Here is an 18,663-nt window from a genome sequence, read left to right as displayed (position 1 = left end):
ACCTGATCCCATCCCGAACTCAGAAGTGAAACGATGCATCGCCGATGGTAGTGTGGGGTTTCCCCATGTGAGAGTAGGTCATCGTCAAGATTAAATTCCGAAACCCCAATTGCGAAAGCAGTTGGGGTTTTGTTTTGTCCGCAGGAAAGTGCTTCTCTCGTCAGAATCAGATGGCACGAGAGTTCCAACCGTCGCCGGGACTGCCATTGGGGAAAATCCTTCTGAAGTGACCACTCGGTTTTTGGTATGGTGCAGCTCGTTTTTTAACGGACTGATGTCATGCCCACGGATCGGCACTCAATTTATGTCAAAGAGCTGCTGTAGAAATGCCTGAATCCATCCCGATCAAGGATCACGAAAAAGAGACGCGTCTGGTCAACAAGCGGTTGATCGCCTGCGCTCTGTTCGTCTTCGCCATCAGTTGCGCGCTGGTGGTACGTCTGTACATCCTGCAGGTGGTTGAATACGACTACCACTCGACCATCTCTGAAAATAACCGCGTGCATGTATTGCCGATCCCGCCGACAAGAGGCCTGATCTATGACCGCAATGGCGTGCTGCTCGCCGATAACCGTCCCAGTTACAATCTGATCATCACTCGCGAACGCGCCAGTAATGTTAATCAGGAGCTGGACGAGGTAATCAATCTGCTGCATTTGCCCGCCGAAGATCGCACGGTTTTTGACAAGGCCATGAAGCAGTCCCGTCACCCGTTTACCCCGGTGACGCTGTTCTACGAGCTGACGGAGGAACAAATCGCCGTGTTGGCGGTTAACGAGTTCCGTCTGCCGGGCCTTGATGTCGAGCCGCAGTTCGTTCGTCATTACCCGCTGGGTTCGCACTTCGCGCATTCAATCGGCTACGTTGGCCGGATCAATGAAAAAGAGTCCAAGACCCTCGATTCGGTGGAGTACCGCGGCACACAGTCCATCGGTAAAACCGGTATCGAACGCTTCTACGAAGCGCAACTGCACGGTCATGTTGGCTATGAAGAAGTTGAGACCAACGCCCAGGGCCGAGTATTGCGGGTGCTCAAGCACACCGATCCGGTCCCTGGCAAAAACATCGTTCTAAGTCTCGACGTCAAACTGCAGGAGGCCGCGGAAGCCGCACTGGGCGACCGACGTGGCTCGGTGGTGGCTCTCGACCCGTCCACCGGTGAAGTGCTGGCCATGGTCAGCAATCCGAGTTTCGATCCGAACCTGTTCGTCACTGGCATCAGCTCCAAGGAATACTCGGCGCTGCGCGATTCCATCGACCGGCCGCTGTTCAACCGTGTACTGCGCGGCCTGTACGCGCCAGGCTCGACCATCAAGCCAGAAGTGGCGATTGCCGGCCTCGATACCGGTGTCGTGACGCCGCAGACCCGTGTCTTTGACCCTGGCTACTACCAACTCCCGGATTTCGATCACAAGTACCGCAACTGGAACCACAGCGGCGACGGTTGGGTGGACATGGATGCAGCGATCATGCGTTCCAACGACACCTACTTCTACGACCTGGCGCACAAGCTCGGCATCGATCGCCTGCACGACTACATGGCGATGTTCGGCCTCGGCGAAAAGGTCTCGCTGGACATGTTCGAAGAGTCGCCCGGTTTGATGCCATCTCAGGCCTGGAAACGCGCCACGCGCCGTCAGGCCTGGTTCCCTGGGGAAACGGTGATCCTCGGGATTGGGCAGGGCTACATGCAGGTCACGCCGCTACAACTGGCTCAGGCCACCGCACTGATCGCCAACAAAGGCGTATGGAATCGTCCGCACCTGGCGAAGACAGTCGATGGCGTGGCGCCGGTCGACGAGCATCCGATGCCGAACATCCTGCTGAAGAACCCGCGCGACTGGGATCAGGTCAACCACGGCATGCAGATGGTGATGCACGATGCCCGGGGTATTGCGCGCGCCGCAGCGGCCGGTGCGCAGTACCGCATTGCCGGTAAGAGCGGTACTGCGCAGGTGGTGGCGATCAAGCAGGGCGAACGCTACAACCGTGAGAAAACCCTTGAACGGCATCGCGACAATGCCTTGTTTGTCGGTTTCGCTCCGGCAGAGCACCCGAAGATCGCCATCTCGGTGATGATCGAAAACGGTGAGGCCGGTGGTCGGGTTGCCGGTCCCGTGGTGCGGCAGATCATGGACGCCTGGCTACTGGATCAGGACGGCCACCTCAAGCCGCAATACGCGGCGCCGGCCAAGGCGCCGGGTGATCCGCATGTCTAGCCTGGATCAGCTTCACTGCACCGGCTCACGCTGGCTGCGCTGTGAAGCTGTCGAGACAGGCGTTTGGGCAGCTGACTATTTGCAGCTGTAACCCTCGGGCATCGTGACGCTGTAGTTGCGTTGCATGCGGTCCTGGAAGTTCAGGTTCTGCAGGCCTTGCTCGACCAGAAACGCTTCGACTTTGGCGGTTTGACAGTCCTCGTTATAAGACGATGCCCGCAGCAGATACACCGTACGCTTGCTCGCCTCATCCCGGGCGGTGGCAATGAAAGTACTCAGGGTGGTGTAGCCGATTCGCTCTGAAGTACCTACCGGGCCATAGGTCGTGTTGGGCTTACTGGTGCAGGTCAGTCGGTCATCTTTCTTCTTGGTGTTCTTGCACACGGTCGTCGTGCTGGTTGGCACTTGCCCATAGTCGGTGGCGGTGTAGCGGTAAGACACTTGCCGGCTGCCGATATCGAGACTGATGGTCATTCTGATCGGTGCGTGATTTCTGGGCAGGCTGGCGTCGGTATAGACCTCCTGAAAGCCCCTGTCTTTCAGTGCGTTGACCATGTCGCGAAGATAGTAGCGGGCATTCAGTGCATTCTCATCGGCGCTGTTGGTCGAGGTCACCAGCACGGTTGCTTTTCGGTCGAACTGATAGTCCGGATCAGGTATTGCATTGAGTGCTACGTCAAGTTGTGTGGCGCAGCCGCTGAGTGACGCTGTCAGCAATAACAGCGCGCATAACAAATAACGGGACATGACAAAGCCGCCTTGAAACTAAGGATTGAATAGGAGTTAAACGATTGGGACTTGCGATAAACAACTCGCCGTCAGAGGAAAGTCTCAGTCTTTCTGGTATTCCAGCAGATCGCCCGGTTGGCAATCGAGCGCAGCGCAGAGCTTGTCCAGAGTTGCCATCTTCACGCCTTTGACTTTGCCGTTTTTCAGCAATGACAGATTGGCCTCGGTGATCCCGAGCAGGGCGGCTAACTCTTTCGAGCGAATTTTTTGCGTGGCCATGACAACGTCAAGGCGGACGATAATGGTCATTATGTTGTTCTATATGTATTGACTTTGCTCATCGCTGAGTACTTTTGCATCGCGCATGATAATTGAAAACGAACAGAGCAATACGCCTTTGATTATCTCGTAGGCAGAAGAGGAAGACAGACCGATCGAGAGCTGAAAAATGCGCTCCCCCGGCGGCAGATCGATCGACAAAGCCAGACCTTGCAAAGTCTCTACCAGCGGGTAAGTCGCCGGAGAAACGATGCACAGCACCCCCACTCGCCACAGGACTCCGATATTGCGATCGGTCCAGGTTTCGCCGCGTGACAAGCGCAAGAAAAACAACCCGGTCAGCCATAACGCGTAAGCCGACAGGACAACGGGCAGGAAATCCAGAAAAACGATCAGCGCAGTGACCATTGACGACAGCCAGGTGTCGGGATCAAGCAGCGCGCCTTCGACAAACGGGTCAAGCAATTGCGGCGAGCCTTCTGCAAAGGCATAGAGCAGGCCCGCCAGCATTTCATCCTTTTTGAAGAACCAGATCGTCGCGTTGCCGCCGACCTCCGTCACACCCAGAACCCAGACGAGAATTGCTGCCAGCAGCCCGATCCAATGCATGCGCAGCGGCGCCAATCCGTTGATGTGAGTACTCATGAAAATTCCTGGTTGTTACAATTTGGTAGCGAATTTTCGATTAAAAATTATCTAATTACAATAATTAATTTTGATTCGTTTGCCGCGGCATCCTCTTCTGCCGCGGCTCCGAGCAATTACTTGTAATGGTGCGGGGAGCCGACTCGCTGGCGAGCGCGCCGAAGGTGCTCCAAGTGTGAAATCAACAAATCTATCGGCAAGACCGAAACCACTACAAAATCAGGCCCCGGGCACCGGGCAACTCATGTCACCCTCCTGACACTTCAAATACTGCTTCAGCGCCTCGACCCGCACCTTGGTCACACCGGTCAGGCAATTGCTGTAGATCAACGGATAAACACTTCCGCCTTCGACCCCGGATGCCGAAAACTTGCATTCGGCATCGCGAAACCCGATCCATGCTCGCTGCGCACCCACCAGCAGCTTCTTGCTGTCAGGGTTGTCCTTTAAACGACCAGTGATCTGTTGATACACCGCGTTCAATTCCTTGTCCGCCGCCTTGAATTCCTGGCCGGCACACTGGTTCATGGTGGCCTGATCGCTGGCATTGGCGCAGTCGACGGCCGCGTGGGCGAGGGGGGTGAACAGAAGGGGGGTCAGGGCCAGAAGCAGGCGTGGGGGCATGGGGCAATCTCACTGTGTCGGATGAAAGTACAGTGCAGTTTAGCGGCTCTGGGGCTTCTATTCAGGCACCCGTAGCCGGGAGGCTTCGAGCAGGCGATCTGCGGTGGCCGCAATCTCCTCGCCGTCATGGAGCATTTCCAGCCAATGGGCAGGAATCGCCCGAACGCCGTAATAGGCGCCGGCCACTTGTCCAACGATAGCGGCCGTGGTGTCGGCGTCATCGCCCAGATTGGCGGCTTGCAGAATCGCTGCGGCGAAACTGTCGGTGTGATGAAAACACCACAGCGCCGCTTCCAGGGACTCGACGCTGTAGCCGCTGCCACGGATTCCGTTTACCGACTTTGTGAGGTAATCACCTCGGGCGATGGCTGCGACTTTTGCTTGAACGAAGGGTGAGTCTGGCAGCTTGCGCAATTCTGACTTGGGCGCGCCAAGCAAGGCTTTGTTGATCACCTCGGCAAACAACTGACAGCATTCGATGGCCTCGGGAGCTGCGTGGGTTGTCCGCGAACTGTCGCTGGCGAACTGGTGGATCTGCCGGGCATCAGGGAAGTAAAACAGCACCACCGGCACCAGGCGCATCAGCGATCCGTTGCCGGCGGTAAACGGGTCGGTAGATCCAGCGAAGGGCTGACCGGTTTGCTGGTACTGCGACAGCGCCTGGCTGACCGTCATGCCGATATCGAAACAATCGCCGGTAGAGCTGAGGTAACCCCATTTCCACCAGTTGAGATAGCGCCCCATCTGGTCTGCCGCATCGAATGTGTTTTTGCTCAGCAGACTTTCTGCCAGGCACAGCGCCATCGAGGTGTCATCCGTCCATTGCCCTGGCTTCAAGTGGAAGGGACCGCCACCGACCATGTCGGTCAGTGGCTGGAATGAGCCCCGTGGCTTGAACTCCACCGTGGTGCCCACGGCATCGCCGCAGGCAAGGCCGAGCAGGGCGCCGCGATAACGTTCGGAGAGAGATGGCTGCATGATTCGTCCTTGTCTGTTTCCATATCGCAGGAAAAGGTAACAGGTTCATCGGATGGGAGCGCTCGATTCAACGATCGGAAATGCCGCCGAATGTTTCCCTGGTGCTGCACAGGTGCACGGCTTTGATACAACTTCAGGTTGGACATGTGGTCATACAAGCCTACTGTTCAGAACAGGAGGTGACTTATGAAACCGGTACCCAATAGTTTCGAACGCAAAATCACGCTGAAGGCGCCGCGTTCTTATGTCTGGCGCGCATTGGTCGATGCCGAGGCATTTGGCCAGTGGTTTGGTGTGGCGCTGGAGGGCAGGCGGTTCATCGCCGGTGAATGGACGCAGGGGCAGGTCACCTATCCCGGTTATGAGCACGTGTTGTGGAACGTGCTGGTCGAGCGGGTCGAGCCGCAGCAGTTGTTTTCGTTTCGCTGGCACCCGTACGCGGTCAACCCGAAGATCGACTATTCCCAGGAGCCGACGACGCTGGTCAAGTTCGAGCTGCAGGATTATGAGGCCGGCACTTTGCTCAAAGTGTCCGAATCCGGATTTGCGCATATTCCTGACGTGCGGCAGAAGGAGGCGTATTACATGGATAGCCGAGGCTGGGAAGAGCAACTGAGTCGGCTCGAACAGTTTCTCGTCGAGAGCGCCAGGACCCGCGAGCGTAAGGGTGGCTGATACGACTAAGGGTTTTCGGAAGGGGCCGTATAGCGAATGTCTTACACGAGGTGGTAGCTTTTGCGACTATTGCCGATTGGATCCACGGCGTAATCTACACCCATCAACTGAGACACAGGGAGTGTTTCAGGATCACGGATGATCGACCATTAGCAAGGATCGCTGCCGACAGGGAGTCGATAATGGTCTTGGGAAAAACCCGCTTCGGCGGGTTTTTTTTCGCCCACAGAAAAGTACATCACTCTGTAGGAGCTGCCGCAGGCTGCGATTTTTTGATCTTGCTTTGAAAGCCAAAATCAAAAGATCGCAGCCTGCGGCAACTCCTGCAGGGAAACGCGTTTTCAGGAGGCGATCAGCTGGCGCAGGACGTAGTGCAGAATCCCGCCGGACTTGAAGTACTCCACCTCATTCAACGTATCGATGCGGCACAGCACCTCGATTTTTTCCTGGCGCCCGTCTTCACGGGTGATCACCAGATTCAGGTTCATGCGTGGTCTCAGCTCGACGCCGGTCAGACCCTGAATATCCAGGGTTTCCTTGCCAGTGAGGTTCAGGCTCTTGCGGTTCTGATCGAGCTTGAACTGCAGCGGCAACACGCCCATGCCCACCAGGTTGGAACGGTGGATGCGCTCGAAGCTTTCGGCGATCACCGCTTTGACCCCCAACAGGTTGGTGCCCTTGGCCGCCCAGTCGCGGCTGGAGCCGGTGCCGTATTCCTGACCGGCGATCACCACCAGCGGCGTGCCCGATGTCTGATAACGCATGGCCGCATCGTAAATCGGCATTTTCTCGCCGCTCGGGATGTAGATCGTGTTGCCACCTTCTTCGCCGCCGAGCATCTCGTTACGAATGCGGATGTTGGCGAACGTGCCGCGCATCATCACTTCATGGTTGCCACGCCGTGAGCCGTAGGAGTTGAAGTCCCGCGGTTCCACGCCTTTTTCGCGCAGATAGCGCCCGGCCGGACTGTCAGCCTTGATGTTGCCGGCAGGGGAGATGTGGTCAGTGGTTACCGAATCGCCCAACAGCGCCAGAACCCGTGCGCCCTTGACGTCGGTAATCACCGGCAACGGGCCGGAAATATCGTCGAAAAACGGTGGATGCTGGATGTAGGTCGAATCGTCCTGCCACACGTAAGTGGCGGCCTGCGGCACCTGGATCGCTTGCCACTGTTCATCACCGGCAAACACTTCGGCGTATTCCTTATGGAACATCGCGGTGTTCACCTGATTCACCGCCTCGGCGATTTCCTTGCTGCTGGGCCAGATATCCCGCAGGTACACCGGATTGCCTTGCTGGTCGTTGCCCAGCGGTTCAGTGCTGATGTCTGTACGCACGCTGCCAGCCAGGGCGTAGGCGACCACCAGCGGTGGCGAGGCCAGCCAGTTGGTTTTCACCAGCGGATGCACCCGGCCTTCGAAGTTGCGGTTGCCGGACAGCACCGACGCCACGGTGAGGTCAGCTTTCTGAATAGCCTTCTCGATCGGTTCTGGCAGTGGCCCGGAGTTGCCGATGCACGTGGTGCAGCCATAGCCGACCAGCGAGAACCCAAGTTGATCGAGGTACTGCGTCAGGCCCGCAGCCTTGTAATAGTCGGTGACGACTTTCGAGCCGGGTGCCAGTGAACTCTTGACCCAAGGCTTGCGGGTCAGGCCTTTCTCCACGGCTTTTTTCGCCAGCAGACCGGCCGCCATCATCACGCTCGGGTTGGAGGTGTTGGTGCAGGAGGTGATCGCGGCGATCACCACCGCGCCGTTTTTCAGGCGATAGGTGTGGCCTTCGTATTCGTACTCGGTTTCTCCCACCAGATCAGCGTTACCCACGGCCACGCCGCCACCGCCCTCGCTTTCCAGGCGACCTTCTTCCTTGCTGGTGGGCTTGAATTGCAAGTCCATGAAATCACTGAAGGCCTGCGCCACATTCGGCAGCGAGACCCGGTCCTGAGGGCGCTTTGGTCCGGCAAGGCTGGCTTCGACGCTGCCCATGTCCAGTGCCAGGCTGTCGGTGAACACCGGTTCCTGACCGGGCAGGCGCCACAGGCCCTGGGCCTTGGTGTAGGCCTCGACCAGTTTCACCACTTCAGCCGGGCGACCGGACAGGCGCAGGTATTCGAGGGTTACGTCATCGACCGGGAAGAAGCCGCAGGTCGCGCCATATTCCGGGGCCATGTTGGCGATGGTCGCGCGGTCGGCCAGTGGCAGGTCGGCGAGACCGTCGCCGTAGAATTCGACGAATTTGCCGACGACACCTTTCTTGCGCAGCATCTGCGTGACGGTCAGCACCAGGTCAGTGGCGGTGATGCCTTCCTTGAGTTTGCCGGTGAGTTTGAAACCGATCACTTCCGGAATCAGCATCGACACCGGTTGGCCGAGCATCGCCGCTTCCGCCTCGATCCCGCCGACGCCCCAGCCGAGTACGCCGAGGCCGTTGATCATGGTGGTGTGGGAGTCGGTGCCGACCAAGGTGTCGGGGAATGCGTAGGTACGGCCGTCCTCATCCTTGGTCCACACCGTGCGCCCGAGATATTCGAGGTTGACCTGGTGGCAGATCCCGGTGCCCGGCGGCACTACGCTGAAGTTGTCGAAGGCGCTCTGGCCCCAGCGCAGGAACGCATAACGCTCGCCGTTGCGCTGCATTTCGATGTCGACGTTCTGTTCAAAGGCGCTCGGGGTGGCGAATTTGTCGACCATCACCGAGTGGTCGATCACCAGGTCCACCGGCGACAGCGGGTTGATTCGCTGCGGATCACCGCCGGCCTTGGCCATGGCGGCGCGCATCGCCGCGAGGTCGACCACGGCAGGTACGCCGGTAAAATCTTGCATCAATACGCGGGCAGGGCGGTACTGGATTTCGCGGTCGGAGCGGCGCTCCTTGAGCCACGCGGCAATGGCCTTGAGGTCGGCGCCGGTGACAGTTTTTTCATCTTCCCAGCGCAGCAGGTTTTCCAGCAGGACTTTCAGCGACATCGGCAACTGGTCGATATTGCCCAGGCTTTTCGCGGCATCCGGCAGGCTGAAATAGTGGTAGGTCTTTTGGTCGATCTGCAGGGTTTTAAGGGTCTTCAGACTATTAAGAGACGGCATTACGATCACTCCTTTCAGGCTGTTTGAAAACTGCTGCGCTCGGCAATCCTGCGTTAAAAACGGGCTCGGAATGCTCATTTACAACTCGTAGACTCCGCTTCCAAGCCTGTTTTTGCCTTGTCTTGCCTTCGCTCGCTACATTTTCAAACAGCCTGTTCGAGTCCGCACGGCTACGGACTGAGGGGACGGGCAGAGCTATCAACGTAGCCCTGTTTTCAGTAGCTGGCTAATAACTGGACTCTATCGATAAGTCCAAGGTTCCGAACTCGGCTATCATGCGCCGGTTTTCGTGACAGGCTTTGCTTCACCGCAAGGCTTGAGCATCGTGCAGGGGCCGAATGTCCGCCCTCTGCCCAGGAGTAAGAATGAACACCCTATTCATGCATTGCCGGCCAGGCTTCGAAGGCGAAGTCTGTTCGGAGATTTCCGACCTCGCCGCCCAACTCAACGTGGCCGGTTACGCCAAGGCCAAACCGGCCACCGCTTACGCCGAGTTTGTCTGCACCGAAGCAGACGGTGCCGAGCGCCTGATGCGCGGCCAACGCTTCGCCGAGCTGATTTTCCCGCGACAATGGGCGCGTGGGGTTTTCATCAATCTGCCGGAAACCGACCGCATCAGCGTGATCCTCGAGCACATGGCGGACTTCCCGGTCTGCGGCAGCCTGTGGCTGGAAGTGGTCGACACCAACGACGGTAAAGAGCTGTCGAACTTCTGCAAGAAATTCGAAGGCCCGCTGCGCAAGGCGCTGACCGGTGCCGGCAAACTGGTGGAAGACGAAAACAAGCCGCGCCTGCTGCTGACTTTCAAAAGTGGCCGCGAAGTGTTCCTCGGCATGGCCGATGCCGGCAACTCGGCGATGTGGCCAATGGGCATTCCGCGCCTGAAGTTTCCGCGCGAGGCGCCAAGCCGTTCGACGTTGAAACTGGAAGAGGCCTGGCACCACTTCATCCCGCGTGACCAGTGGGACGAGCGCCTGCACAGCGACATGACCGGCGTCGACCTCGGCGCGGCACCGGGCGGCTGGACCTGGCAATTGGTCAACCGCGGCATGCTGGTGACCGCCATCGACAACGGCCCGATGGCCGAGAGCCTGATGGACACCGGACTGGTGCAGCACTTGATGGCCGACGGCTTCACCTTCAAGCCCAGGCAGCCGGTGGACTGGATGGTCTGCGACATCGTCGAGAAGCCGGCGCGTAACGCGGCGATGCTTGAAGAGTGGATCGGCGAGGGCCATTGCCGCGAAGCGGTGGTCAACCTCAAGTTGCCGATGAAGCAGCGTTATGCCGAAGTGAAGCGTTTGCTCGAACGCATCGCCGATGGCTTCAAGGCGCGTGGGATCAAGGTCGATATTGGTTGCAAGCAGCTGTATCACGACCGTGAGGAAGTGACCTGCCACCTGCGTCGGCATGACATCAAGAAAACCAAATCCCGCTAAATGCACACGCCCTCCCGGTAGGAGCTGCCGCAGGCTGCGATCTTTTGATCTTTCAAAAAGCAAAGATCGCAGCCTTCGGCAGCTCCTACAGGGAATTGGTATAAAGCCACAGATGACCGAGCACCCGGCAATGCGCGACAATGCCGGCCAGTTTCAGGAGTGAATCATGAGTGAAATGATCGATACCCCGGTCGACGGCACCCTCGACGCCACCGGTCTCAATTGCCCGGAGCCGGTAATGATGCTGCACCAGCACATTCGTGACCTGGTGCCAGGCGGCCTGCTCAAGGTGATTGCCACCGATCCCTCGACCCGTCGCGACATTCCCAAGTTCTGTGTGTTTCTTGACCACGAACTGGTGGGGCAGCACGAAGAGGCCGGTACTTATCTGTACTGGATCCGCAAGAAACAAGCCTGAACCTCGGGCAAACGCAAAAACAATTGTGGGAGCCAGCCTGCTGGCGATGAGGCAGTCGATTCAACATCAATGTTGACTGACTGTCCGCCATCGCCAGCAGGCTGGCTCCCACATTTTTTTGTCCTGCGTAAGGATTTTAGCCCGCGCTGCGACTGATCCGAATACGCTTGCGCGCACTGCGGGTCAGGCGGATCGACAGCATGAACGCCGCGCAGCTCAAACCGACGATCAAACCCTGCCACAAGCCGCTCGGGCCACGCGGTTCGCCGAGCCAGTCGGTCAGGCCGAGGGCGTAACCGACCGGCAGGCCGATGCCCCAATAGGCGAACAGGGTCAGGATCATCGTCACCCGGGTGTCCTGATAACCGCGCAGAGCGCCGGCGGCGGTGACCTGGATTGCGTCGGAAAACTGGAACAGCGCCGAATACACAATCAGCATCGCCGCGATGTGGATCACCGTCGGATCGGCGGTATAGATCGATGCAATCGGCTCGCGCAGCAACAGCATCATGCTTGCCGAAATACAGGCGTAAGCCAGCGCGGTACCCATGCCGACACCGGCGGCAAAGCGTGCTTCACGCGGTTCTTCACGGCCCAGCGCCTGGCCGACACGTACGGTCACCGCCATGCCCAGCGAATACGGAATCATGAACACCAGCGAGCTGACGTTCAGCGCGATCTGATGCCCGGCCACCACGGTGGCGCCAAGGCTGCCGATCAGCAGGGCGATCACCGCGAAGATGCTCGACTCGGCAAATACGGCGATGCCAATCGGCAGACCGATCGCCAGCAGACGCTTGATCACCGCCCATTGTGGCCAGTCGAAGCGGCTGAAGATTTCACTCGAACGATAGGCCGGTGCCCAGCGTTCATAACCGGCCAGCCCCAGCGCCATGACCCACATCACGATGGCCGTGGCCCAGCCGCAGCCGACGCCGCCCATGGCCGGCACGCCGAAGTGGCCATAGATGAAGATGTAGTTCAGCGGAATGTTCAGCGCCAGACCGCACAGGCCCAGCACCATCGCCGGGCGGGTACGGCCGATGCCGTCACTGGTGCAGCGCAGCACGTGATAGAACGCCACCGCTGGCAGACCGCTGGCAATGCCGTGCAGGTACTGCATGCATGGGCCGATCAGCTCGGGATCGACCTTCATCAGGTGCAGCACCGGTTCGGCGGCGACCAGCATGCACGTGGCGATCAGGCCGACCACCAGCGCCAGCCACAGCGCCTGACGGACGATCGGGCCGATCTCGCTGTGGGTGCCGGCGCCGAAACGCTGGGCGACTTTCGGCGTGGTGGCCAGCAGGGTGCCGGTCATCAACAGAAACACCGGAACCCAGATCGAGTTGCCCAGCGCTACCGCCGCCAGATCGCGTGGCCCGACACGGCCGGCCATCACGGCATCGACAAAGCCCATGGCGGTGGTCGCCAATTGCGCGATGATGATCGGCAACGCCAGGGCGAGCAGGTTCCTGAACTCCAGGCGAATTCGCGCAGGGCGGGTGAGTGAGGCAGCGAGAGGTTGATCAGTAACAGAGTTCACAGGCAAAGCGTCCACAGATGTTGATGCGCAAGGCGCCGCATTCTACGCCGCTGACGTGACAGTCAGGAAAAATCCTCTGTTGCGCATTTGTAATCATCGATGCCATCCACTGTGGCGAGGGAGCTTGCTCCCGCTGGGGTGCGAAGCGGCCCCAAAACCATCCGGCGTGGTGGATCAGGAAAATCCCGATTGCAGACTTTCCGCCTGCTGCGCAGTCGAGCGGGAGCAAGCTTCCTCGCCACAGTGCAGTCTGCGCTGGCTCAACGGTGGATCTGCACCTAAACTGCCGATCCCCTCAAGGAGCCCGCCATGCTGATTGTTGCCGACGAAAATATCCCGCTGCTCGATGCCTTTTTTGCCGGTTTCGGCGAGATCCGCCGGGTGTCGGGCCGTTCCATCGACCGTGCGACGGTCGAGCAGGCCGACGTGCTTCTGGTGCGTTCGGTGACCAACGTCAATCGCGCGTTGCTCGATGGCAGCAAGGTGCGTTTCGTCGGCACTTGCACCATCGGGACCGATCACCTCGATCTCGATTATTTCAACGAGGCCGGCATCACCTGGTCCAGCGCACCCGGTTGCAATGCGCGAGGCGTGGTCGATTACGTGCTCGGCAGCCTGATGACCCTGGCGGAAATCGAAGGCGTTGATTTGCCGCAGCGTACGTACGGCGTAATCGGTGCCGGTGAAGTAGGTGGGCGGCTGGTCAAGGTCCTCAAGGGCCTGGGCTGGAATGTCAAAGTTTGCGATCCGCCGCGTCAGGCAGCCGAGGGCGGCGATTACGTCAGCCTCGAGCAGATCATTGAGCAGTGCGACGTGATCAGCCTGCACACGCCGCTGACCCGTACCGGCGAAGGCGCGACCTGGCACCTGTTTGATGAGCAGCGTTTGCAACAGCTCAAACCCGGCACCTGGCTGATCAACGCCGCCCGTGGTCCGGTGGTGGATAACGCCGCGTTGCGCAACGTGCTGCTGGAGCGCGAAGACCTGCAAGCAGTGCTCGACGTTTGGGAGGCCGAGCCTGAAGTCGATGTCGCCCTTGCCGAACTCTGCGTGCTGACCACGCCGCACATTGCCGGCTACAGCCTCGATGGCAAGCAACGCGGGACGGCGCAGATTTATCAGGCTTATTGCGAATTTATCGGTCAACCGCCGAGCATCCAGCTCAGTGACCTGCTGCCGGCACCGTGGTTGTCAGAAGTGACCCTGCACGCCGACAGCGATCCGGCGTGGGCGCTGGCGATGTTGTGCCGCGGGGTGTACGACCCGCGCCGGGATGATGCGGATTTTCGCCGCAGTCTTGTAGGCAGTGTCGCTGAACAGCGTGCAGCGTTCGACGTTTTGCGCAAGCAGTATCCGGTGCGGCGCGAGATCGAGGGGCTGAAGGTGCGGATCGACGGGGATTCGCCGCAGTTGCAAAAGATTGTGGCGGCGTTGGGAGCAGTGGCTGTCTGAAAACCCTGTAGGCGCTGCCGAAGGCTGCGATCTTTTGATCTTGCCTTTGAAAAACAAAGTCAAAAGATCGCAGCCTTCGGCAGCTCCTACACAGAACAGAAGAGAACAGAAGAGAAGAGAACGGCAGGCAGAAAAAACCCGGCCAAACAGGGCCGGGTCAGGAAGACGGTGGCTATATCACTGTTGTTCGGCAGGCTTGACCAATCGCTTCTCCAGTTCGCGGCACGCGTCCTGGATCATGTCTTCGGTGATCGGTACTTCACGGCCATCCTTGTCGATAATCGAGCAACCCAGAGGTTGGCCGGGCTTGGTGCGGATCACTTCAATCTTGTCATCGCTGCTGTGTTGCAAGGACATGGCCTGTCTCCTCATCAGGTTGTGCACGTAGGTTAAAACCGCCACGTGACCAGGCTGTGACAACACCCTTGGGGTCTGTCAAAAGCGGCATCTCCAGTCCAACAGAAATGACCGCTCGTCTCAACCGGGACATTAGACCAATAGCAACTATGGCCTAGTCTTTGGGGGCATATTTAACCTGACTCATTGTGATTTACAGAGTTCCGCCCCATAGAAGGTTTAGGCTAGCCCTTTGACCAACACGGATGTGTACCTGAATGATCTCGAAGCTTTCTTCCCGGCACCGTCGAGCGCTGAGTCTGACCAGCCGATTCCTGGCGCCTTATCGTTGGCAAGTCGGCGCTGCGCTGTTGGCGTTGATCGTCACTGCGGCCGTCACTTTGTCGATGGGACAGGGGATCAAATTGCTGGTCGATCAGGGCTTCATGACTCAGTCGCCGCACCAACTGAACCAGAGCATCGGTATCTTCATGCTGATGGTGCTGGGCCTGGCAGTCGGCACGTTCGCGCGTTTTTACTGGGTGTCGTGGATCGGCGAGCGCTGTGTAGCGGACATCCGGCGCGAGGTGTTCAACCATCTGGTCTATCTGCACCCCGGGTTTTACGAGAACAATCGGAGTTCGGAGATCCAGTCACGGCTGACCGCCGACACCACGTTGCTGCAATCGGTGATCGGCTCGTCACTGTCGATGTTTCTGCGCAACCTGTTGATGGTGATCGGCGGGGTGATCCTGCTGTTTATCACCAACCCGAAACTCACCAGCATCGTGGTGATTGCCTTGCCATTCGTGGTCGCTCCGATCCTGATTTTCGGTCGGCGCGTGCGTAATCTGTCGCGGTTGAGTCAGGACCGGGTCGCCGACATCGGCAGCTATGTCTCCGAGACCCTTGGCCAGATCAAGACGGTGCAGGCCTACAACCATCAGGTGCAGGACGAGCGGCGTTTCGCCACGACGGTCGAGGATGCGTTCGACACCGCACGCAAGCGCATCTTTCAGCGCTCCTGGATGATCACCGTGGTGATCGTGCTGGTGCTCGGCGCGGTGGCGGTGATGTTGTGGGTCGGCGGCATGGACGTGATTGCCGGGCGCATCACCGGTGGCGAACTGGCGGCTTTCGTTTTCTACAGCCTGATTGTCGGCAGCGCGATCGGCACGTTGAGCGAGGTCATTGGCGAATTGCAGCGTGCGGCGGGTGCCGCCGAGCGCATCGCGGAACTGCTCGGTTCGCAGAACATCATCCAGCCACCGACCATCGGGCTGGTGACGTTGCCAGAACGGATCAAGGGCGAACTGCAATTGCAGAATGTGCGTTTTTCCTACCCGTCGCGTCCGGACAGCTACGCCGTCAACGGCCTGAGCCTGACCATCAGGGCCGGCGAGACCCTGGCCCTTGTCGGGCCATCCGGAGCCGGCAAGTCCACGGTGTATGACTTGCTGTTGCGCTTCTACGACCCGCTTGAAGGCCGGATCCTGATTGACGGAGTGCCACTGACCAGCCTCGATCCGCTGGATCTGCGGCGCAATTTCGCTCTGGTCTCGCAATCGCCTGCGCTGTTTTTCGGCAGCGTCGAAGAGAATATTCGTTACGGCAATGCTGGCGCGACACTGGAGCAGGTCAAGGAAGCGGCAAGAATTGCCCACGCCCATGACTTCATCGAGAAGATGCCCAACGGCTATCAGACCCATTTGGGTGACGCTGGCCTCGGACTTTCCGGCGGCCAGCGTCAACGCCTGGCGATCGCCCGCGCGTTGCTGGTGGATGCGCCGATTCTGCTGCTGGACGAAGCCACCAGCGCCCTCGATGCCCAGAGCGAGCACCTGATTCAGGAAGCCTTGCCCAGCCTGATGCAGAACCGCACCACGCTGGTGATCGCGCATCGCTTGGCCACGGTTAAGAACGCCGACCGGATCGCGGTGATGGATCAGGGCAGTCTGGTGGCCATCGGTACGCATCAGGAGCTGATCGTAAGCAATCCGTTATATGCGCGGCTGGCGTCGTTGCAGTTCAACGACGGTCACGCGATCGCTGTGTAGGAGCTGCTGCAGGTTCGGGCCGCGTTCGGACGATCTTTTGATCTTTACGTAAAAAATGCCCGCATCCATCGATGCGGGCATTTTTTATGATTGAGGATAAAGATCAAAAGATCGTCCGAACGCGGCCCGAATCTACGGCAGCTCCTACAGATCATTGATCATCAAAATACCGCTCATGCCAATCCACCAGCGGTTGCGGCGAATTGAGCTTCTGCCCGTAGATCACCGAGTACGACAGCACGTTCTGCACGTATTGGCGGGTTTCGTCGAACGGAATGCTTTCCACCCAGACGTCGAAGCTCAGGTGATCGGCGCCGCGCAGCCATTGGCGTACGCGGCCGGGGCCGGCGTTGTAGGCGGCTGAGGCCAGGACGCGGTTGCCGTTGAACTGGCTGTGCACCTGGCTCAGGTAAGCGGCGCCGAGCTGGATGTTCTTGTCCGGATCGAGCACTTGCTGCGGTGAGGCCAGCGGGATGCTGAACTTGCGCGCGGTTTCCTTGGCAGTGGCGGGCATCAACTGCATCAGACCGCTGGCGCCGACGCCGGAGCGGGCGTCGTCCATGAAGGCGCTTTCCTGGCGAGTGATGGCGAACACCCAGCTTGAATGCAGGCCACGCGTCTTGGCTTCACGCACGAGGGTGTCGCGGTGGGCCATCGGGAAGCGGATGTCCAGGTCGTCCCAGTATTGCGCCTGACTGATGGTGCGGATCGCCGGGAAATACCATTTCAGGTCGTAGGCCAGTTTGGCCTGGGCAACCATTTCGTCACGATTGAAATGACGGCTGACGTGATACCACTCGCGGCGCCCGTCGACGATCTGTCCGCGCGCATGGAATTCCAGCGCGCGGCGTACGCCTGGGGTGTTGCGCACCTTGTTGATCAGCGCCTGGCTGAGGACCAGCGGCTTGTTGTTCAGCGAGTACGGCGATTGCGAGCGGTCGGCGGCGAGGAAACCGTAGAAGTCACGTTCGCGCGCAAGGTTTTTGTAAAGGGTCTGTGCTTCCGGGTTTTGTGGCTGGGCCAGTTCCAGACTGCGCGCCTGCCAGTAGCGCCAGCGGTTGGTGGTCGCCAGATCCTGTGGCAAGCGACGGGTCAACTGATAAGCATCGTCCCAGCGTGCCAGGCGCAGCAGCAGACGCAGGCGCCATTCGGACACGGTGTTGTCACGCAGCTCCGGATCGTATTTGGTCATCACGTCCAGCGCGCGGCTGTCGAAACGCCGGGCCAGGGTCAGGCCGATTTCCCGGGCAATCGCGACTTTTTCGTCACGGGAGAAATGCATGCTGCTGGCGTATCCGTCGAGCAGGGCCATGGCCTTGTCCGGGTCCTGACGGGCGAGGCGGCGCAGACCGAGGCTGACCACGTCGGACATCGGCTCGTCGGCCGGGGTGAAGCGCGATGGTTGATTGAGCAGCTCGGGTTTTTGCGCCACATCCACTAGCAGACGACCGCGCGGAGCGAGGGTGGTCAGGCCGTTGACCAGGCTGTTGGCCAATGGATAGTTGCGCGCCTGGGCAGCGAGTTTGGTGCGCTCCCAGCGTTTCTGTTCAGTCAACTGACCGTCGGCGGCCCAGATTCCGAACAGCCCGTCACAGGCGGCCGGTTGCGATTTGCCGGTCAGCCACAATTTGTCGGCGTTGGCATAACCCTCGGCCTTGTGGCCGCTGCTGATCTGGTACTGCGCATTGAGGCAGTCCAGTTCAGTGAAGTTGAGTTTAGGGTCGTAATATTTGGTGAAGGTGGCCCAGTCGCCACGGTCGGCGAGCCAGCGCAACCAGCGCAACTTCATCCAGTTGGCCTGGGGCAGGTCGCCGTGCTCGGCGAGGAATTTCTCGATCTCGGCGTTGCTCGCGGTCTTCAGACGCGCGGTCAGTTCGTCGTAGGCCAGGTACGGTTCCAGCGGGTAATCGGCCAAGGCCTGGCTGTAACGAAAGTACGGGCCGGTATCGCCTTTGGCCAAGGCGCGTTTGGCTTCATCGTAATACTGGCGTTGGGTGGACAGGTCCACCGCCTGGGCGGATTGAGCGGCAGCGGCGGTAAGTAGCAAACAGGACAAGACACTGAAAAGGCGACTGCGCATGAGACATCCGGGCAGAGAAATCATGACAAGCACCGGCCGTGGCCAGCACTGAATTGTCTGTAGCTTAGCCTTTTGCCAGCAACGGGCGAAAGCTTTGCCGGTC

15 protein-coding genes and 1 rRNA gene are annotated in these 18,663 nt (G+C 59.2%); 7 read left to right on the top strand and 9 right to left on the bottom strand.

Translation table 11 applies throughout. The annotated features are described in order from the left end of the window. Both rrf and mrdA read left to right on the top strand, forming a co-directional pair. Positions 1-90, top strand: a 5S ribosomal RNA gene (gene rrf / locus BW33_RS28075); the annotation flags it as partial. Between the two features lie 236 nt (positions 91-326). After that, positions 327-2,219, top strand: coding sequence for a penicillin-binding protein 2 (gene mrdA / locus BW33_RS17080; RefSeq protein WP_047600150.1), 1,893 nt, complete (start codon positions 327-329; stop codon positions 2,217-2,219). A 75-nt stretch (positions 2,220-2,294) separates the two neighbouring features. Here the strand turns inward: mrdA and BW33_RS17075 are convergent, their stop codons facing one another. The 5 genes from BW33_RS17075 to BW33_RS17055 form a co-directional block, all read right to left on the bottom strand. After that, a complete protein-coding gene (locus BW33_RS17075) occupies positions 2,295-2,966 on the bottom strand; it encodes a hypothetical protein (RefSeq protein WP_047600149.1) in 672 nt (223 codons plus the stop codon). 84 nt (positions 2,967-3,050) lie between these two features. After that, a complete protein-coding gene (locus BW33_RS17070) occupies positions 3,051-3,257 on the bottom strand; it encodes a helix-turn-helix domain-containing protein (protein ID WP_003226632.1) in 207 nt (68 codons plus the stop codon). A gap of 9 nt (positions 3,258-3,266) precedes the next feature. Further along, positions 3,267-3,872 (bottom strand): hypothetical protein, encoded by a 606-nt coding sequence (locus BW33_RS17065; protein ID WP_047600148.1) that lies wholly within the window; start codon positions 3,870-3,872, stop codon positions 3,267-3,269. A gap of 219 nt (positions 3,873-4,091) precedes the next feature. Beyond that, on the bottom strand, positions 4,092-4,496 hold the full coding sequence (locus BW33_RS17060) for a lysozyme inhibitor LprI family protein (RefSeq protein ID WP_047600147.1): 405 nt from the start codon (positions 4,494-4,496) through the stop codon (positions 4,092-4,094). A 57-nt stretch (positions 4,497-4,553) separates the two neighbouring features. Further along, positions 4,554-5,474: an ADP-ribosylglycohydrolase family protein gene (locus BW33_RS17055; RefSeq protein WP_047600146.1), complete on the bottom strand. Its 921-nt coding sequence runs from the start codon at positions 5,472-5,474 to the stop codon at positions 4,554-4,556. Positions 5,475-5,660: 186 nt separating this feature from the next. On the opposite strand from BW33_RS17055, the gene BW33_RS17050 reads away from it, so the two are divergent. Further along, positions 5,661-6,149, top strand: a complete 489-nt coding sequence (locus BW33_RS17050) for an SRPBCC family protein (protein WP_047600145.1) — start codon at positions 5,661-5,663, stop codon at positions 6,147-6,149. Between the two features lie 341 nt (positions 6,150-6,490). On the opposite strand, the gene acnA is transcribed toward BW33_RS17050, so the two are convergent. Next, positions 6,491-9,232, bottom strand: a complete 2,742-nt coding sequence (gene acnA, locus BW33_RS17045) for an aconitate hydratase AcnA (RefSeq protein WP_047600144.1) — start codon at positions 9,230-9,232, stop codon at positions 6,491-6,493. 365 nt (positions 9,233-9,597) lie between these two features. On the opposite strand from acnA, the gene rlmM reads away from it, so the two are divergent. Further along, positions 9,598-10,671, top strand: coding sequence for a 23S rRNA (cytidine(2498)-2'-O)-methyltransferase RlmM (gene rlmM, locus BW33_RS17040; RefSeq protein ID WP_047600143.1), 1,074 nt, complete (start codon positions 9,598-9,600; stop codon positions 10,669-10,671). A 166-nt stretch (positions 10,672-10,837) separates the two neighbouring features. Beyond that, positions 10,838-11,089 (top strand): sulfurtransferase TusA, encoded by a 252-nt coding sequence (gene tusA / locus BW33_RS17035; RefSeq protein WP_003226616.1) that lies wholly within the window; start codon positions 10,838-10,840, stop codon positions 11,087-11,089. A gap of 136 nt (positions 11,090-11,225) precedes the next feature. Here tusA and BW33_RS17030 read toward each other — a convergent pair whose 3' ends face one another. After that, complete coding sequence (locus BW33_RS17030) at positions 11,226-12,635, bottom strand: MATE family efflux transporter (protein ID WP_047600142.1); 1,410 nt, start codon at positions 12,633-12,635, stop codon at positions 11,226-11,228. 309 nt (positions 12,636-12,944) lie between these two features. On the opposite strand from BW33_RS17030, the gene pdxB reads away from it, so the two are divergent. Further along, complete coding sequence (pdxB, locus tag BW33_RS17025) at positions 12,945-14,087, top strand: 4-phosphoerythronate dehydrogenase PdxB (protein ID WP_047600141.1); 1,143 nt, start codon at positions 12,945-12,947, stop codon at positions 14,085-14,087. Between the two features lie 177 nt (positions 14,088-14,264). Here pdxB and BW33_RS17020 read toward each other — a convergent pair whose 3' ends face one another. Further along, positions 14,265-14,444, bottom strand: coding sequence for a PA1571 family protein (locus BW33_RS17020; RefSeq protein ID WP_047600140.1), 180 nt, complete (start codon positions 14,442-14,444; stop codon positions 14,265-14,267). Positions 14,445-14,701: 257 nt separating this feature from the next. Between BW33_RS17020 and BW33_RS17015 the strand changes: the two genes are divergently transcribed. Continuing rightward, positions 14,702-16,480 (top strand): ABC transporter transmembrane domain-containing protein, encoded by a 1,779-nt coding sequence (locus BW33_RS17015; protein ID WP_047600139.1) that lies wholly within the window; start codon positions 14,702-14,704, stop codon positions 16,478-16,480. Between the two features lie 151 nt (positions 16,481-16,631). Here the strand turns inward: BW33_RS17015 and BW33_RS17010 are convergent, their stop codons facing one another. After that, positions 16,632-18,560, bottom strand: coding sequence for a transglycosylase SLT domain-containing protein (locus BW33_RS17010; protein ID WP_047600138.1), 1,929 nt, complete (start codon positions 18,558-18,560; stop codon positions 16,632-16,634). Between the last annotated feature and the right edge of the window lie 103 nt (positions 18,561-18,663).

It is taken from the genome of Pseudomonas sp. RIT288, assembly GCF_000631985.1.
Classification (GTDB): Bacteria; Pseudomonadota; Gammaproteobacteria; order Pseudomonadales; family Pseudomonadaceae; genus Aquipseudomonas.
This window is presented reverse-complemented; position numbering and strand designations above follow the sequence as displayed.

Bases quoted from the DNA above. Each gene is read 5' to 3' on its own strand.
- BW33_RS17020 (WP_047600140.1), bottom strand. From the start codon at position 14,444: ATGTCCTTGCAACACAGCAGCGATGACAAGATTGAAGTGATCCGCACC.
- BW33_RS17015 (WP_047600139.1), top strand. From the start codon at position 14,702: ATGATCTCGAAGCTTTCTTCCCGGCACCGTCGAGCGCTGAGTCTGACC.
- BW33_RS17060 (WP_047600147.1), bottom strand. From the start codon at position 4,496: ATGCCCCCACGCCTGCTTCTGGCCCTGACCCCCCTTCTGTTCACCCCC.
- BW33_RS17065 (WP_047600148.1), bottom strand. From the start codon at position 3,872: ATGAGTACTCACATCAACGGATTGGCGCCGCTGCGCATGCATTGGATC.
- BW33_RS17055 (WP_047600146.1), bottom strand. From the start codon at position 5,474: ATGCAGCCATCTCTCTCCGAACGTTATCGCGGCGCCCTGCTCGGCCTT.
- pdxB (WP_047600141.1), top strand. From the start codon at position 12,945: ATGCTGATTGTTGCCGACGAAAATATCCCGCTGCTCGATGCCTTTTTT.
- BW33_RS17050 (WP_047600145.1), top strand. From the start codon at position 5,661: ATGAAACCGGTACCCAATAGTTTCGAACGCAAAATCACGCTGAAGGCG.
- BW33_RS17070 (WP_003226632.1), bottom strand. From the start codon at position 3,257: ATGACCATTATCGTCCGCCTTGACGTTGTCATGGCCACGCAAAAAATT.
- acnA (WP_047600144.1), bottom strand. From the start codon at position 9,232: ATGCCGTCTCTTAATAGTCTGAAGACCCTTAAAACCCTGCAGATCGAC.
- BW33_RS17010 (WP_047600138.1), bottom strand. From the start codon at position 18,560: ATGCGCAGTCGCCTTTTCAGTGTCTTGTCCTGTTTGCTACTTACCGCC.
- rlmM (WP_047600143.1), top strand. From the start codon at position 9,598: ATGAACACCCTATTCATGCATTGCCGGCCAGGCTTCGAAGGCGAAGTC.
- BW33_RS17075 (WP_047600149.1), bottom strand. From the start codon at position 2,966: ATGTCCCGTTATTTGTTATGCGCGCTGTTATTGCTGACAGCGTCACTC.
- tusA (WP_003226616.1), top strand. From the start codon at position 10,838: ATGAGTGAAATGATCGATACCCCGGTCGACGGCACCCTCGACGCCACC.
- mrdA (WP_047600150.1), top strand. From the start codon at position 327: ATGCCTGAATCCATCCCGATCAAGGATCACGAAAAAGAGACGCGTCTG.